Source organism: Rhodococcus sp. IEGM 1351 (assembly GCF_030056875.1).
GTDB classification, from domain to species: domain Bacteria; phylum Actinomycetota; class Actinomycetes; order Mycobacteriales; family Mycobacteriaceae; genus Rhodococcus_F; species Rhodococcus_F opacus.
Genome location: NZ_JASHKU010000014.1, coordinates 48,815 through 63,487, shown reverse-complemented (window position 1 = coordinate 63,487; position 14,673 = coordinate 48,815). Strand labels below are relative to the sequence as shown.

Annotated in this window: 13 protein-coding genes; all 13 read left to right on the top strand. The window is 68.6% G+C overall.

The window, feature by feature from the left end; all coding sequences use genetic code 11:
• Positions 1-2 precede the first annotated feature (2 nt).
• The 13 genes from QM806_RS23805 to ppc all read left to right on the top strand — a co-directional run bounded on the left by QM806_RS23805 (position 3) and on the right by ppc (position 14,520).
• A complete protein-coding gene (locus QM806_RS23805; RefSeq protein WP_005241761.1) occupies positions 3-611 on the top strand; it encodes a riboflavin synthase in 609 nt (202 codons plus the stop codon).
• Positions 612-691: 80 nt separating this feature from the next.
• Complete coding sequence (locus QM806_RS23800) at positions 692-1,945, top strand: bifunctional 3,4-dihydroxy-2-butanone-4-phosphate synthase/GTP cyclohydrolase II (RefSeq protein ID WP_009480441.1); 1,254 nt, start codon at positions 692-694, stop codon at positions 1,943-1,945.
• Complete coding sequence (gene ribH, locus QM806_RS23795; protein ID WP_005568405.1) at positions 1,942-2,433, top strand: 6,7-dimethyl-8-ribityllumazine synthase; 492 nt, start codon at positions 1,942-1,944, stop codon at positions 2,431-2,433. Before QM806_RS23800 ends, ribH begins: the two co-directional genes overlap by 4 nt.
• A 13-nt stretch (positions 2,434-2,446) precedes the next feature.
• On the top strand, positions 2,447-2,899 hold the full coding sequence (locus tag QM806_RS23790; protein ID WP_005241776.1) for a PH domain-containing protein: 453 nt from the start codon (positions 2,447-2,449) through the stop codon (positions 2,897-2,899).
• Between the two features lie 68 nt (positions 2,900-2,967).
• On the top strand, positions 2,968-5,151 hold the full coding sequence (gene uvrC / locus QM806_RS23785; RefSeq protein WP_007295876.1) for an excinuclease ABC subunit UvrC: 2,184 nt from the start codon (positions 2,968-2,970) through the stop codon (positions 5,149-5,151).
• A 44-nt stretch (positions 5,152-5,195) separates the two neighbouring features.
• Entirely contained in the window at positions 5,196-6,062 is an 867-nt protein-coding gene (gene rapZ / locus QM806_RS23780; protein ID WP_050998569.1) for an RNase adapter RapZ, read from the top strand.
• Positions 6,059-7,084 carry a gluconeogenesis factor YvcK family protein gene (locus tag QM806_RS23775; protein ID WP_037206106.1) on the top strand — a complete coding sequence of 342 codons (1,026 nt, stop codon included), beginning with the start codon at positions 6,059-6,061 and terminating at the stop codon, positions 7,082-7,084. The genes rapZ and QM806_RS23775 overlap by 4 nt, the downstream gene beginning before the upstream one ends.
• A complete protein-coding gene (gene whiA, locus QM806_RS23770; RefSeq protein WP_005262275.1) occupies positions 7,075-8,058 on the top strand; it encodes a DNA-binding protein WhiA in 984 nt (327 codons plus the stop codon). The genes QM806_RS23775 and whiA overlap by 10 nt, the downstream gene beginning before the upstream one ends.
• A 262-nt stretch (positions 8,059-8,320) precedes the next feature.
• Complete coding sequence (gap, locus tag QM806_RS23765) at positions 8,321-9,340, top strand: type I glyceraldehyde-3-phosphate dehydrogenase (protein WP_005241784.1); 1,020 nt, start codon at positions 8,321-8,323, stop codon at positions 9,338-9,340.
• A 17-nt stretch (positions 9,341-9,357) separates the two neighbouring features.
• The gene (locus QM806_RS23760; RefSeq protein WP_005564784.1) at positions 9,358-10,569 is read left to right on the top strand and encodes a phosphoglycerate kinase; all 1,212 of its coding nucleotides are present in this window, start codon (positions 9,358-9,360) and stop codon (positions 10,567-10,569) included.
• 3 nt (positions 10,570-10,572) lie between these two features.
• The gene (gene tpiA / locus QM806_RS23755; RefSeq protein ID WP_169692904.1) at positions 10,573-11,358 is read left to right on the top strand and encodes a triose-phosphate isomerase; all 786 of its coding nucleotides are present in this window, start codon (positions 10,573-10,575) and stop codon (positions 11,356-11,358) included.
• Positions 11,359-11,483: 125 nt separating this feature from the next.
• Complete coding sequence (secG, locus tag QM806_RS23750; RefSeq protein ID WP_005241788.1) at positions 11,484-11,717, top strand: preprotein translocase subunit SecG; 234 nt, start codon at positions 11,484-11,486, stop codon at positions 11,715-11,717.
• A gap of 46 nt (positions 11,718-11,763) precedes the next feature.
• Positions 11,764-14,520 carry a phosphoenolpyruvate carboxylase gene (gene ppc, locus QM806_RS23745; RefSeq protein WP_120659104.1) on the top strand — a complete coding sequence of 919 codons (2,757 nt, stop codon included), beginning with the start codon at positions 11,764-11,766 and terminating at the stop codon, positions 14,518-14,520.
• Positions 14,521-14,673: the final 153 nt, after the last annotated feature.

The following is a 14,673-nucleotide window of genomic DNA, read 5'->3' as shown; positions in this document are numbered from 1 at the left end:
CAGTGTTCACCGGGATCGTCGAAGAGTTGGGTGAGGTCGTCGCCAAGGAGGAACTGGCCGACGCCGCACGGTTCACCGTGCGTGGTCCGGTCGTGACTTCCGACGCGTCACACGGTGATTCGATCGCGGTGAACGGGGTGTGCCTGACCGTCGTCGAGGTGCTGGCCGACGGCTCCTTCACCGCCGACGTCATGCAGGAGACGCTGAACCGGTCGAGCTTGCAGAAGATCGACGTGGGCAGCCGCGTCAACCTCGAGCGGGCCGCTGCCCTGAACAGCCGCCTCGGCGGCCACCTCGTCCAGGGCCACGTGGACGGCACCGGGCACATCATCAGCCGCAGCCCGTCCGAGAACTGGGAGGTCGTCCGCATCGCGTTGCCCGACGCCATCTCCCGGTACGTCGTGGAGAAGGGCTCGATCACGGTCGACGGTGTGTCGCTGACGGTCTCGGCGCTCGGCGGCGAACGCGGCGAGGAATATTTCGAGATCTCGCTCATCCCGACCACGCTGCAACTGACCACCCTCGGGGCGGCGTCCGTCGGGACGCCCGTCAACCTCGAGGTCGACGTGATCGCGAAGTATGTGGAGCGGCTGCAAGCGGCCGGCCGCTGAGTCGTACTGTTGAGGAGCATCCACGGATGCATCCGTTTGTATTCGAAGATGCCTAAGTCAAGACTTTGGAGACCGAGCACGTGACCAGGTTCGACAGTATCGAGCGCGCCGTTGCGGACATCGCCGCAGGCAAGGCAGTCGTCGTCGTCGACGACGAAGACCGCGAGAACGAGGGAGACCTCATCTTCGCCGCGGAGAAAGCCACCCCCGAGTTGGTTGCCTTCATGGTTCGATACACGTCCGGCTATCTCTGTGTGCCGCTCGACGGCGCCGACTGCGACCGCCTCGGCCTGCCCCCGATGTACGCCACCAACCAGGACAAGCACGGCACCGCGTACACCGTGACCGTCGACGCCCGGGAGGGCATCGGCACCGGCATCTCCGCGTCCGACCGCGCCGCCACCATGCGGTTGCTGGCCGACCCGTCCAGCGGCGCCCAGGACTTCACCCGGCCCGGCCACGTCGTGCCGCTGCGCGCCAAGGAGGGTGGCGTGCTGCGCCGTCCCGGTCACACCGAGGCAGCCGTCGACCTGGCCCGGATGGCGGACCTGCGGCCGGCGGGTGTGATCTGCGAGATCGTCAGTCAGAAGGACGAGGGCCACATGGCCCAGACCGACGAGCTGCGGGTCTTCGCCGACGACCACAACCTCGCGCTGATCTCGATCGCCGACCTCATCGCGTGGCGCCGCAAGCACGAGAAGCACGTGGAGCGGGTCGCGTCCGCGCGGATCCCGACCCGGCACGGCGAGTTCACGGCCGTCGGTTACCGGAGCATCTACGACGACGTCGAGCACGTCGCCCTGGTTCGCGGCGACCTGCCCGGCCCGGACGGCGACGGCAGCGACGTGCTCGTGCGCGTGCACTCCGAATGCCTCACCGGCGACGTGTTCGGTTCGCTGCGCTGCGATTGCGGGCCGCAGCTCGACGCCGCCCTGGACATGGTCGCGCAGGAGGGTCGCGGGGTGGTCCTGTACATGCGCGGACACGAGGGCCGGGGCATCGGCCTCATGCACAAGCTGCAGGCCTACCAGCTGCAGGATGCGGGTTCGGACACCGTCGACGCGAACCTCGAGCTCGGCCTGCCCGCCGACGCCCGCGACTACGGCATCGGCGCGCAGATCCTGGTGGATCTGGGTATTTCCTCGATGCGGCTGCTGACCAACAACCCGGCCAAGCGGGTCGGGCTCGACGGTTACGGACTGCAGATCACCGAGCGGGTGTCGATGCCGTTGCGGGCGAACGCCGAGAACCTGACGTACCTGCGCACGAAGCGCGACCGCATGGGCCACGACCTGATCGGGCTCGACGACTTCGAAGCGGGAGAAATGCTGTGAGTGGTGAGGGACTGCCGGAGCTGCAACTCGGTGAGGCGGGCGACCTCCGGCTCGCCATCGTCGCCGGCAGCTGGCACGCCGAGATCTCCGAGGCGCTGATCGCCGGCGCGCAGCGGGTGGCGGCCGGGGCGAACGTGAAGAACGTCACACTGGTCCGGGTCGCCGGTGCCATCGAGCTTCCGGTGGTGGCGCAGGCCCTGGCCCGCACGCACGACGCCGTCGTCGCGCTCGGTGTCGTGATCCGCGGCGGGACGCCGCACTTCGAATACGTCTGCGACGCCGTGACGGCCGGTCTGACCCGGGTCTCGCTGGACGAGAGCACCCCGGTCGGGAACGGTGTGCTCACCACGGACACCGAGCAGCAGGCCGTCGACCGCAGTGGCCTGCCCGGCTCCGTCGAGGACAAGGGCGGTCAGGCCTGCGCGGCCGCGCTCGACACCGCTGTCACGTTGGCGCGACTGCGCCGCGCCGAGGAGTCCTTCGTATGATCCGGATCCATTCATGACCACTCCCGAATCCGAGTGGACACTCGTCGCGACGCCACGCAAGTCGCGTCGGTACGCGATCGGTGTGGCGATCCTTCTCGTCGTCGTGCATGTGACGTTCGCAATCCTGCTGCGCGGCGATTCGACGGGCGTGTACTTCCGGCTCGCCGACCAGCTGGCGTTCGCGGGCATCGGCTGCCTCCTCGCGGCAGCGGTCCTGCTGCTGACCCGGCCCAGGTTGCGGGTCGGGCCCCGCGGCATCGCCGTCCGCAACGTCCTCGGGGAGCGCATCGTCGACTGGGACCTGTACGAGGGGCTGTCCTTCCCGGACGGCGCGGCGTGGGCCCGGATCGAGCTGCCCGACGACGAATACCTGGCCGTGATGGCCATCCAGTCCAACGATCGCGAATACGCCGTGGACGCTGTCGACCGCTTCCGCGCACTCGCGTCGGAGTACGCACCGTCCTGAACCCGGGGTCGCCCCTCCGCGACGTCGCGGATGCGGGGTTGGTCGGTGGCGCCGACTAACGTGGAGGGGTGCCCGATCCTTCGACATATCGCCCCGCGACCGGAACGATTCCGGTCGACCCGGGGGTGTACAAGTTCCGCGATCCGCACGGCCGGGTCATCTATGTCGGGAAGGCGAAGAGTCTTCGATCACGGCTGAATTCCTATTTCGCCGACGTCTCGACGCTGCACCCGCGCACCCGCCAGATGGTGACCACGGCCGGCAGCGTCGAGTGGACCGTCGTGAGCACCGAGGTCGAGGCCCTCCAGCTCGAGTACAACTGGATCAAGGAATTCGATCCCCGGTTCAACGTCCGCTACCGCGACGACAAGACGTACCCGGTTCTCGCGGTCACCCTGAACGAGGAATACCCCCGGCTGTTCGTCTACCGCGGTCCCCGGCGCAAGGGTGTCCGCTACTTCGGGCCCTACTCGCACGCGTGGGCCATCCGCGAAACCCTCGACCTGCTGCTGCGGGTGTTCCCTGCCCGCACCTGCTCGGCCGGGGTGTTCAAGCGTCACAACCAGATCGGCCGGCCCTGCCTGCTCGGCTACATCGACAAGTGTTCCGCGCCGTGCGTCGGACGCGTGTCCGCGGCTGAACACCGCAAGATCGTCGAGGACTTCTGCGACTTCCTGTCGGGACGCACCGACAAGCTGGTCCGGCAGCTCGAGGCCCGGATGCAGGAGGCGTCGGAAGAACTCGACTTCGAAACGGCGGCGCGGTTGCGCGACGACGTGGGCGCGTTGCGGCGCGCGCTCGAGAAGCAGGCCGTCGTGCTCGGGGACGGCACCGACGCCGACGTCGCCGCGTTCGCGACCGACGAGCTCGAGGCCGCGGTGCAGGTGTTCCACGTCCGCGGTGGCCGCGTGCGCGGTCAGCGCGGTTGGGTGGTCGAGAAGGCGGGTGACGTCATCGACTGGGCCAGCGTCGATTCCGAGGCGGGATCGGACCTGCCGCTGCTCGTCGAGCAGTTCCTCACCCAGTTCTACGGTGAGCAGGCGGCGCTGTCGGGCGCGACCGACCAGGAGGCCGGCACCAGCGGCGTGCCGCGGGAGGTCCTGGTGCCCGTGCTGCCGCCCGACGCCGAGCAGGTGCAGGAGTGGCTCAGCGGTCTCCGCGGATCCGCGGTCCGCCTCCGCGTGCCGCAGCGCGGCGACAAGAAGGCTCTCGCCGAGACCGTGCAGCGCAACGCGATGGAGGCACTGCAACAGCACAAGCTGCGCCGCGCCGGCGACTTCACGTCGCGGTCGGCGGCCCTGCAGGGCATCCAGGAGGCCCTCGACCTGGACTCGGCGCCCCTGCGCATCGAATGCGTCGACATCAGCCACGTGCAGGGCACCGACGTGGTGGCCTCCCTGGTCGTCTTCGAGGACGGCCTGCCCCGCAAGTCCGACTACCGGCACTACGCGATCAAGGAGGCCGCCGGTGACGGTCGCTCCGACGACGTCGCCAGCATCGCGGAGGTCACCCGGCGGCGGTTCCTCCGGCACAACCGCGACGTCGGGGTGCTGCGCGCCGAAGCGGCCGGGGCGGACGCCGACCAGGTGTCGGGCGGGGACGGCGGCGACCTCGCCCCGGAGGCGGCGATCGATCCGCAGACCGGCAGGCCGCGGCGGTTCGCGTACCCACCGAACCTGTTCGTCGTGGACGGCGGAGCCCCGCAGGTGGCCGCGGCGTCGGCGGTGCTCGACGAACTGGGCATCACCGACGTCGCCGTGATCGGGCTGGCCAAGCGGCTCGAGGAGGTGTGGGTGCCGGGGGAGGAGGACCCGGTCATCCTCCCGCGCACGAGCGAGTCGCTGTACCTGCTGCAGCGGGTGCGCGACGAGGCGCACCGTTTCGCGATCACGTTCCACCGCAGCAAGCGGTCCCGCCGGATGACGGCGTCCGCGCTCGACTCGGTCCGCGGGCTCGGCGAGACCCGGCGCAAGGCCCTGGTGACGCATTTCGGATCCGTCGCACGCCTCAAGCAGGCCTCCGTCGAGGAGATCACCGCGGTCCCCGGCATCGGAACGGCCACGGCGAAAGCGGTACTCACCGCTCTCGGGGCGGAGGAACCGTCTGCGGACGTCGCGGGAGTGGGGGATGATGAACCAGATCGGAACGGGCCGGGCACGGCAGAACAGAACGGCGCGGACATTCCCCGCGAACCGGTAGCACAGCACGGCCCGGCAGCACAGAGCGCATCGCAACGGACAGGTGTCGAGTGAACGAGCAGCACGCGCAGAGCGACCGTCCACCCACGGTCCGGCCGATGGACTTCCTTCTCGTCACCGGGCTCTCCGGGGCGGGTCTGCAGACGGCGGCGAAGGTCCTCGAGGACCTCGGGTGGTACGTCGCGGACAACCTTCCCCCGGAACTGATTTCCCGGATGGTGGATCTGAGCCTGGAATCCGATTCGCGGCTCGAGCGGCTCGCCGTCGTCATCGACGTGCGCAGCCGGTTGTTCACCGGCGACCTCGGCTGGGTCCTCACCGAACTGGAGAGCAAACCCGTGCACACGCGGGTGCTGTACCTCGACGCGTCGGACGAGGTCCTGGTGCGCCGTTTCGAGCAGGTGCGCCGCAGTCACCCGCTGTCCGGGGGAGGCGCCGAGGGCACCCTGTCGGAGGGCATCGCCGCCGAGCGCGATCAGCTCGCGAAGGTGAAGGCCGCCGCGGATCTGGTGATCGACACGTCGTCCCTCGCCGCCCACCAGTTGCGGCAGAAGATCGAGGACGCGTTCGGCGACGCCGAGAACCGGACCATGCAAGTAACAGTCCAGTCGTTCGGTTTCAAGTACGGTCTTCCGATGGACGCCGATCTCGTCTGCGACGTCCGCTTCCTGCCCAACCCGCACTGGATTCCCGAGTTGCGTCCGCACACCGGGCAGAGTGCGGACGTGCGGGACTACGTGTTGTCGCAGGACGGTGCCGAGGACTATCTCGCCACATATCACCACCTGCTGGATCTGACGATCGCGGGATATCGTCGGGAGGGGAAGCGCTACATGACCATCGCGGTGGGATGCACCGGAGGGAAACACCGGAGTGTCGCGATGTCGGAGGCCTTGGCCAGCCGCCTCGGACAGGACTCCGGGCTGAACGTGCGTGTCGTCCATCGTGATCTGGGGCGCGAATGAGGCCGGTGCACCAGCCGCCTGCGATCGTCGCGCTCGGCGGGGGCCACGGGCTGTTCGCCACCCTCAGTGCCGCGCGCCGGCTCAGCCGTGACGTCACGGCCGTCGTCACCGTCGCGGACGACGGCGGATCCTCGGGACGGCTGCGCGCCGAACTCGGCGTCATCCCGCCGGGGGATCTGCGGATGGCGCTCGCCGCACTCGCCGCGGACGACCCCGAGGTGCAGGACTGGACGGACACCATCCAGCACCGATTCGGCGGAATCGGCGCCCTCGCCGGCCACTCGGTGGGCAATCTCATCCTGGCCGGCCTCACCGAAGTGCTCGGCGACCCTGTCGCCGCGCTGGACGAACTCGCGCGGCTGCTGCGGATCAACGGGCGCGTGCTGCCGATGTCGCCGATCGCCCTGGACATCGAGGCCGACGTGCAGGGACTCGAGGCGGACCCGCGGGTCAGCCGCTGCATCCGCGGTCAGGTCGCGGTCGCGACCACCCCCGGCAAGGTGCGCCGCGTGCGGCTGCTGCCGGCGAATCCGCCCGCATGCCCGGACGCGGTCCGGGCTATCGACGTCGCCGACATGGTCGTCCTCGGCCCGGGGTCGTGGTTCTCCAGCGTCATCCCGCACGTCCTCGTGCCGGAACTCCTCGACACGCTGATCGCCACCGCCGCGCGGAAGGTGCTGGTGCTCAACCTGGCTCCGGAGCCGGGCGAGACGGCAGGATTCTCCACCGAGCGTCATCTGCACGTACTGTCCCAACACGCACCCGAACTCACCGTCGACTTCGTCGTGGTCGATTCGGGTTCGGTGCCACCGGGGCGCGAGCGCGAGCACCTCGCCCGCGCCGCCGGACAGTTCCAGGCACGCGTCGTGTACGCCGACGTGTCGGAGCACGGCACCCACACGCACCATGCAGGAAAACTTGCGTCCGTTCTCGAACAGCTCTGGAGCGACCCCGATGCGGGGTCTCGGGGGAGCGAAGTGGCCGGGACACCAGAGGAAAGGGAGAGCGCTTCGTGGCAATGACAGCAGAGGTCAAAGACGAACTCAGTCGTCTCGTCGTCACTCATGTGAGTTGCCGGAAGGCCGAGGTCTCGTCGCTGCTGCGGTTCGCCGGGGGATTGCACATCGTCGGTGGCCGGGTCGTGGTCGAGGCAGAAGTGGATCTGGGGTCCACGGCCCGCCGGTTGCGCCGCGAGATCTTCGACCTGTTCACGTACAGCGCCGACGTCCACGTTCTCAGCGCGGGCGGGCTGCGCAAGTCGTCCCGCTACATCGTGCGGGTCGCGAAGGAGGGCGAGGCACTCGCCCGCCAGACCGGTCTCCTGGACCTGCGGGGGCGCCCGGTGCGCGGGCTTCCCGCGCAGGTCGTCGGTGGCAGCGTTGCCGACGCGGAAGCCGCGTGGCGCGGCGCGTTCCTGGCGCACGGTTCGCTGACCGAGCCGGGTCGGTCGTCGGCGCTCGAGGTCAGCTGCCCCGGCCCGGAGGCGGCGCTCGCGCTCGTCGGGGCGGCGCGCCGGCTGGGCATCTCGGCGAAGGCCCGCGAGGTCCGTGGCACCGACCGGGTGGTGATCCGCGACGGCGAGGCCATCGGCGCACTGCTCACCCGGATGGGCGCCCAGGACACCCGCCTCGTGTGGGAGGAACGCCGCATGCGCCGGGAGGTCCGTGCCACCGCCAACCGGCTCGCCAACTTCGACGACGCCAACCTGCGCCGGTCCGCGCGGGCGGCCGTCGCGGCCGCTGCCCGCGTCGAGCGGGCCCTCGACATCCTGGGTGACGAGGTTCCCGACCATCTGGCGGCGGCCGGTCACCTCCGGGTGGAGCACCGGCAGGCGTCCCTCGAGGAACTCGGCCAGCTCGCCGATCCGCCGATGACGAAGGACGCCGTCGCCGGCCGCATCCGGCGGTTGCTGTCGATGGCGGACCGCAAGGCAAAGGAAACCGGCATCCCCGACACCGAGTCGGCCGTCACCGCAGACCTTCTCGACGACGCCTGACCGTCGTCGGCGGTCCCCTCGCACCACCCCCACTCCCGGACGAACGGGACGCTCGTTGCGTCAGATCGAACGAGCGTCCCGTTCGTTCGGGTCGGGGCGGCCCGGAAACGGGTGCCGGAGGTGACTGCGCGCGCGCGTGGCCCGCGCACTAGGGTTAGAGCCACATCGACCGATGAACCCTCGCGCCGACCACCCGTCGGTGGTGTCGTAGCGGCGCGGGAGCAGAGCTGCACAACCAGAATCATGCGCAAAGGAGCAGATTGTGACTGTCCGGGTAGGCGTAAACGGTTTCGGCCGTATCGGACGTAACTTCTTCAGGGCGGTGGACGCGCAGAAGGCGCTCGGAACCACCGACATCGAGATTGTGGCGGTCAACGACCTCACGGACAACGCTACGCTGGCGCATCTCCTGAAGTACGACTCCATCCTGGGTCGTCTCCCGCACGACGTCTCGCTCGAGGGTGAAGACACCATCGTCGTCGGAAACCAGAAGATCAAGGCACTCGCCATCAAGGAAGGGCCCGCGGCGCTTCCGTGGGGTGACCTGGGCGTCGACGTCGTCGTCGAGTCCACCGGCATCTTCACCGACGCAGCCAAGGCGAAGGGCCACCTCGAGGCCGGCGCCAAGAAGGTCATCATCTCCGCCCCGGCCAAGGGCGAGGACATCACCATCGTGATGGGCGTCAACGACGACAAGTACGACGGCAGCCAGAACATCATCTCCAACGCCTCGTGCACCACCAACTGCCTCGGCCCCATCGCCAAGGTGCTCGACGACGAGTTCGGTATCGTCAAGGGCCTCATGACCACGGTCCACGCCTACACCCAGGACCAGAACCTGCAGGACGGCCCGCACAGCGACCTGCGTCGCGCCCGCGCCGCCGCACTGAACGTGGTCCCCACGGGCACCGGTGCCGCCAAGGCCATCGGCCTGGTCCTCCCGCAGCTGCTCGGCAAGCTGGACGGCTACGCGCTGCGCGTCCCGATCCCCACGGGCTCGGTCACCGACCTCACCGCGAACCTGAAGAAGTCGGCCAGCGTCGAGGACATCAACGCCGCGATGAAGGCTGCCGCCGAGGGACCGCTCAAGGGCATCCTGAAGTACACGGACGCTCCGATCGTGTCGTCCGATATCGTCACCGACCCGCACAGCTCGATCTTCGACTCCGGCCTCACCAAGGTCATCGACGATCAGGCCAAGATCGTGTCCTGGTACGACAACGAGTGGGGTTACTCCAACCGTCTGGCCGACCTCATCGGTCTCGTCGCCAAGTCTCTCTGAGCGAAGGTCCGGTAACAGTGGCAGTTCAGACTCTCGACGACCTGCTGAACGCTGGGGTCGAGGGGCGCGCCGTGCTGGTGCGCTCCGACCTCAACGTTCCGCTCGACGGTGACCGGATCACCGATCCCGGGCGCATCATCGCTTCCGCGCCGACGCTGAAGGCGTTGGCGGAGGCGGGCGCCAAGGTCATCGTCACCGCCCATCTGGGTCGCCCCAAGGGTGAGCCCGACCCGCAGTACTCCCTCGCACCGGTCGCGGTGAAGCTCGCCGAGGTGCTGGGACGCAACGTCCAGCTCGCCGGCGACGTCGTCGGGCAGGACGCTCTGGCACGTGCCGAGGGGCTCACGGACGGCGACGTTCTCCTGCTGGAGAACATCCGCTTCGATCCGCGGGAGACCAGCAAGGACGAGGCCGAGCGGACGAAGCTCGCCAAGGCCCTGGTCGAGCTCGTCGGCGACGACGGCGCGTTCGTGTCCGACGGGTTCGGTGTCGTGCACCGCGCGCAGGCGTCGGTGTACGAGGTGGCCAAGCTGCTCCCGCATTACGCGGGCAGGCTCGTCGAAGCCGAGATCAAGGTGCTCGGCAAGCTCACCGAGGAGCCCGAGCGGCCGTACGCGGTCGTGCTGGGTGGGTCCAAGGTGTCGGACAAGCTCGCGGTGATCGAGGCGCTGGCCCCCAAGGTCGACACCCTCGTCATCGGTGGCGGCATGTACTACACGTTCCTGGCGGCGCAGGGCGTGTCGGTCGGCAACTCGCTGTGCGAGGAGTCGATGATCGACACGTGCAAGGCGCTGCTCGAGCAGTACGCCGACGTGATCCACATTCCGCAGGACGTGGTCATCGCCGATTCGTTCTCGGCCGACGCCGAGTCGAAGATCGTTTCCGTGCTCGAGATCCCGGACGGCTGGATGGGTCTCGACATCGGACCGCAGTCGGTTCGCCGGTTCGCGGCGATCCTGACCAGCGCGAAGACCGTGTTCTGGAACGGCCCGATGGGTGTGTTCGAGTTCGCGAAGTTCGCCGCGGGCACCAAGGGTGTCGCCGAGGCGATCATCGAGGCCACCGGGAAGGGCGCGTACAGCGTCGTCGGTGGCGGTGACTCCGCCGCGGCGGTGCGCCAGCTCGGTCTGCCCGAGGACGGGTTCTCGCACATCTCCACCGGTGGCGGCGCCTCCCTCGAGTACCTCGAGGGCAAGGAACTCCCCGGCATCGCAGTTCTGGAGGCCTGAGACATGGCACGGAAGCCGCTGATCGCCGGCAACTGGAAGATGAATCTGAACCATCTCGAGGCCATCGCGCTGGTTCAGAAGATCGCCTTCTCGCTCCCGGCGAAGTACTTCGACAAGGTCGACGTGACGGTGATCCCGCCGTTCACCGACATCCGCAGCGTGCAGACCCTCGTCGAGGGCGACAAGCTCCTGCTCACCTACGGTGCGCAGGACGTGTCGGCCCACGATTCGGGTGCGTACACCGGCGAGATCAGCGGCTCCATGCTGGCCAAGCTGGGCTGCACGTTCGTCGTCGTCGGGCACTCGGAGCGCCGGACCCTGCACTGCGAGGACAACGACACCGTGCTGGCCAAGACCAAGGCCGCGCTGAAGAACGGGATCACCCCGATCGTCTGCATCGGTGAGGGTCTCGACGTCCGTGAGGCCGGCGAGCACGTGTCCTACAACGTCGAGCAGTTGCGGGGCTCGCTCGCCGGACTGTCCGCCGAGGACGTCGCCAAGGTCGTCATCGCGTACGAGCCGGTGTGGGCCATCGGAACCGGCCGCGTGGCCAGTGCCGCGGATGCGCAGGAAGTGTGCGCCGCGATCCGCGCCACGCTCGGTGAGCTCGCCTCGCCGGACGTCGCGTCCGGTGTCCGCGTTCTGTACGGCGGCAGCGTCAACGCCAAGAACGTCGGCGAGATCGTCGGTCAGGCGGATGTGGACGGCGCCCTGGTGGGCGGCGCCTCGCTGAAGGCTGACGAGTTCGCCACGCTGTCGGCGATCGCCGCGGGCGGACCTCTGCCGTAAGGCGCCTTCGGCGCCCGTGCGCCTTTCCGGTAGCTGTAGGTACCGGAAAGGCGCACGGGCGCGGAGCGCCTGTAGGGTGTACGAGGTCGTTGTTGTTCCTACTGGATGGGTGGACGTAGACAGACATGGAACTGTTCCTGGATATCTTGCTGGTGGTCACCAGCTTGCTGCTGATTCTGCTGGTGCTGCTGCACCGCGGTAAGGGCGGCGGTCTGTCCAGCCTGTTCGGCGGCGGTGTCCAGTCGAGCCTGTCCGGTTCCACCGTGGTCGAGAAGAACCTCGACCGGCTCACCGTCTTCACCGGCCTGATCTGGTTGATCGCCATCATCGGCATCGGCCTGGAGATCAAGTTCGGCTGATCTGCTTCACCATGCAGACGGGCCGTCACCGGTCGATACTGGATGCATGATCGAAACCCCACGTGAGGCCACTGAACCACTTCGCGAAGACATTCGGCTCCTGGGCGGCATCCTCGGTCAGATAGTGCGGGAACAGGCCGGGGACGGCGTCTTCGACCTCGTCGAGAAGGCCAGGGTCGAATCGTTCCGGGTTCGTCGTTCCGAGATCGACCGCGCGGATCTGGCGGACATGTTCACCCAGGTCTCCACGAGCGACACCATTCCCGTCATCCGGGCCTTCAGCCACTTCGCTCTCCTGGCCAATCTTGCCGAGGACATCCACCGCGAACGCCGGCGTGTCGTCCACGTCGCCGCCGGTGAACCCGCCCCCGACAGCACCCTGACCGCCACGTTCGCCAAACTCGACGCCGCGCACCTCGACAGCGCCGTCGTCGCGGACGCGTTGCGCGGGGCGCTCGTGTCGCCGGTCATCACCGCCCATCCCACCGAGACCCGCCGCCGGACGGTGTTCGAAACCCAGTCCCGGATCACGGAACTGATGCGCTACCGCGAGCGCACCGCCCTGACCGAGACCGAGACGGCCGACGTCGACGTCCGGCTGCGGCGGCAGATCCTCACCCTCTGGCAGACCGCACTGATCCGGTTGTCGCGGTTGCGGATCCAGGACGAGATCGAGGTCGGGCTGCGGTACTACGACGCGGCACTGTTCGAGGTCGTCCCGAAGATCAACGCCGAACTGCGCACTGCCCTGCGGTCGCGGTGGCCGGACGCGGATCTGGGCGGGGAACCGATTCTGCGTCCCGGGTCGTGGATCGGCGGAGACCGCGACGGCAACCCCTACGTCACCGACGAGGTGGTTCGGCAGGCCACCACCCGTGCCGCGGCCACCGCCCTCGAGCATCACCTCGGCGAACTCGAGACGCTCGAGCGCGAACTGTCGATGTCGGCTCGCCTCGTCACCGTCACCCCCGGGCTCGACCTCCTGGCCGCGGCGTCGCAGGACGATTCCCCGTTCCGCGCCGACGAACCCTACCGGCGCGCGGTGCGGGGCATCCGGGGGCGTCTCACGGCCACCGCGCACCGCATTCTCGGTGAGGCACCCGATCACGGGCTCGACCTCGGGCTCGCACCGTACGACACCCCGCGGCAGATGCTCGACGAACTCGACATCGTCGACGACTCCCTGCGGCGTGGTGGCGACGGCACCATCGCCGACGACGGGCTGGCGAACCTGCGGGATTCGGTGGCGGTGTTCGGTTTCCACCTCTCCGGTCTCGACATGCGGCAGAACTCGGACGTGCACGAGACCGTCGTCGCCGAGCTGCTGGCGTGGGCGGGCGTGCACGCCGACTACCCGTCGCTGTCCGAGGACGAGCGGGTGGAGCTGCTGTCGGCGGAGCTGTCGACCAGGCGCCCACTGACCACCGCGAACGCGAAGTTCAGCGAGCTGACCGCGAAGGAGCTCGCCATTCTCCAGGCCGGCGCCGACGCGGTCCGGACACTCGGTGCGGGTGCCGTGCCCAACTACATCATCAGCATGTGCACCTCCGTCAGTGACATGCTCGAGGCCGCGGTGCTGCTGAAGGAGGTGGGCTTGCTCGACCCCGGATCAGGGGAGGCCCCGTCCTGTCCGGTGGGCATCGTGCCGCTGTTCGAGACGATCGAGGACCTGCAGCAGGGTGCCGCCACCCTCGAAGCCACCCTGGAGGTGCCGATCTACCGGGCGCTGGTGACCTCGCGCGGCGACTCCCAGGAAGTGATGCTCGGGTACTCCGACTCCAACAAGGACGGCGGCTACCTGGCGGCCAACTGGGCGCTGTACCGCGCCGAGCTGGATCTGGTGGACGCCGCACGCAAGACGGGAATCCGGTTGCGGCTCTTCCACGGTCGCGGCGGCACCGTGGGTCGCGGCGGCGGCCCCAGCTACGAGGCGATCCTGGCGCAACCGCCCGGCGCGGTGGCCGGCTCGCTGCGGATCACCGAACAGGGCGAGGTGATCGCCGCCAAGTACGCGGAACCCCGCCTCGCGCAACGCAATCTCGAAACGCTACTCGCCGCGACCCTCGAAGCCACCCTGCTCGACGTCGAGGGACTCGGCGACGACGCCGAACCGGCGTACCGCATCCTCGACGAGCTCGCTGCGCTGGCCCGCCGCGCCTATGGCGAATTGGTGCATGAGACACCCGGATTCGTGGAGTACTTCGAGATGTCGACTCCGGTCGCGGAGATCGGGGCCCTCAACATCGGCAGCCGGCCCGCCTCACGGAAGCAGACCACGTCCATCTCCGACCTCCGGGCCATCCCGTGGGTGTTGTCGTGGAGTCAGTCCCGGGTCATGCTGCCCGGGTGGTACGGCACGGGTGCGGCGTTCGAGGAATGGACGCAGGGCGACCCCGAGAGGGTGGCCACACTGTCCCGCCTGTACGCGAAGTGGCCGTTCTTCCGGACCGTGCTGTCGAACCTGGCCATGGTGATGTCGAAGTCCGACATGGGCCTCGCCGCCCGCTACGCGGAGCTGGTTCCCGACGAGGAACTCCGCCGACGGGTGTTCGGCAAGATCGCCGAGGAACACGAGCGGACGATCCGGATGTACAAGGCGATCACCGGGAACGACACCCTGTTCGCCGACAACCCCGGTCTGGAGAGGTCGGTGCACAACCGGTTCCCGTACCTCGAGCCCCTCAACCACCTGCAGGTGGAACTGCTGCGCCGCTACCGGGCGGGGGACGACAGTGATCAGACGCGCCGCGGCATCCAGCTCACGATGAACGGGCTGGCGACCGCGCTGCGCAACAGCGGATAGCCGGACGGGTTCCCGCGCCCCGTGAGATTTGCGTGAACTTTCTTGCGGGGCGGGGGAACCGAACCGTCCGTCGCTGCGTCAAAACGGGAAAGAGCACGAACGTTTCCGAGACGAATTGGGGCGACGGATGAGACGCTGCGCGGGCAACCCGGA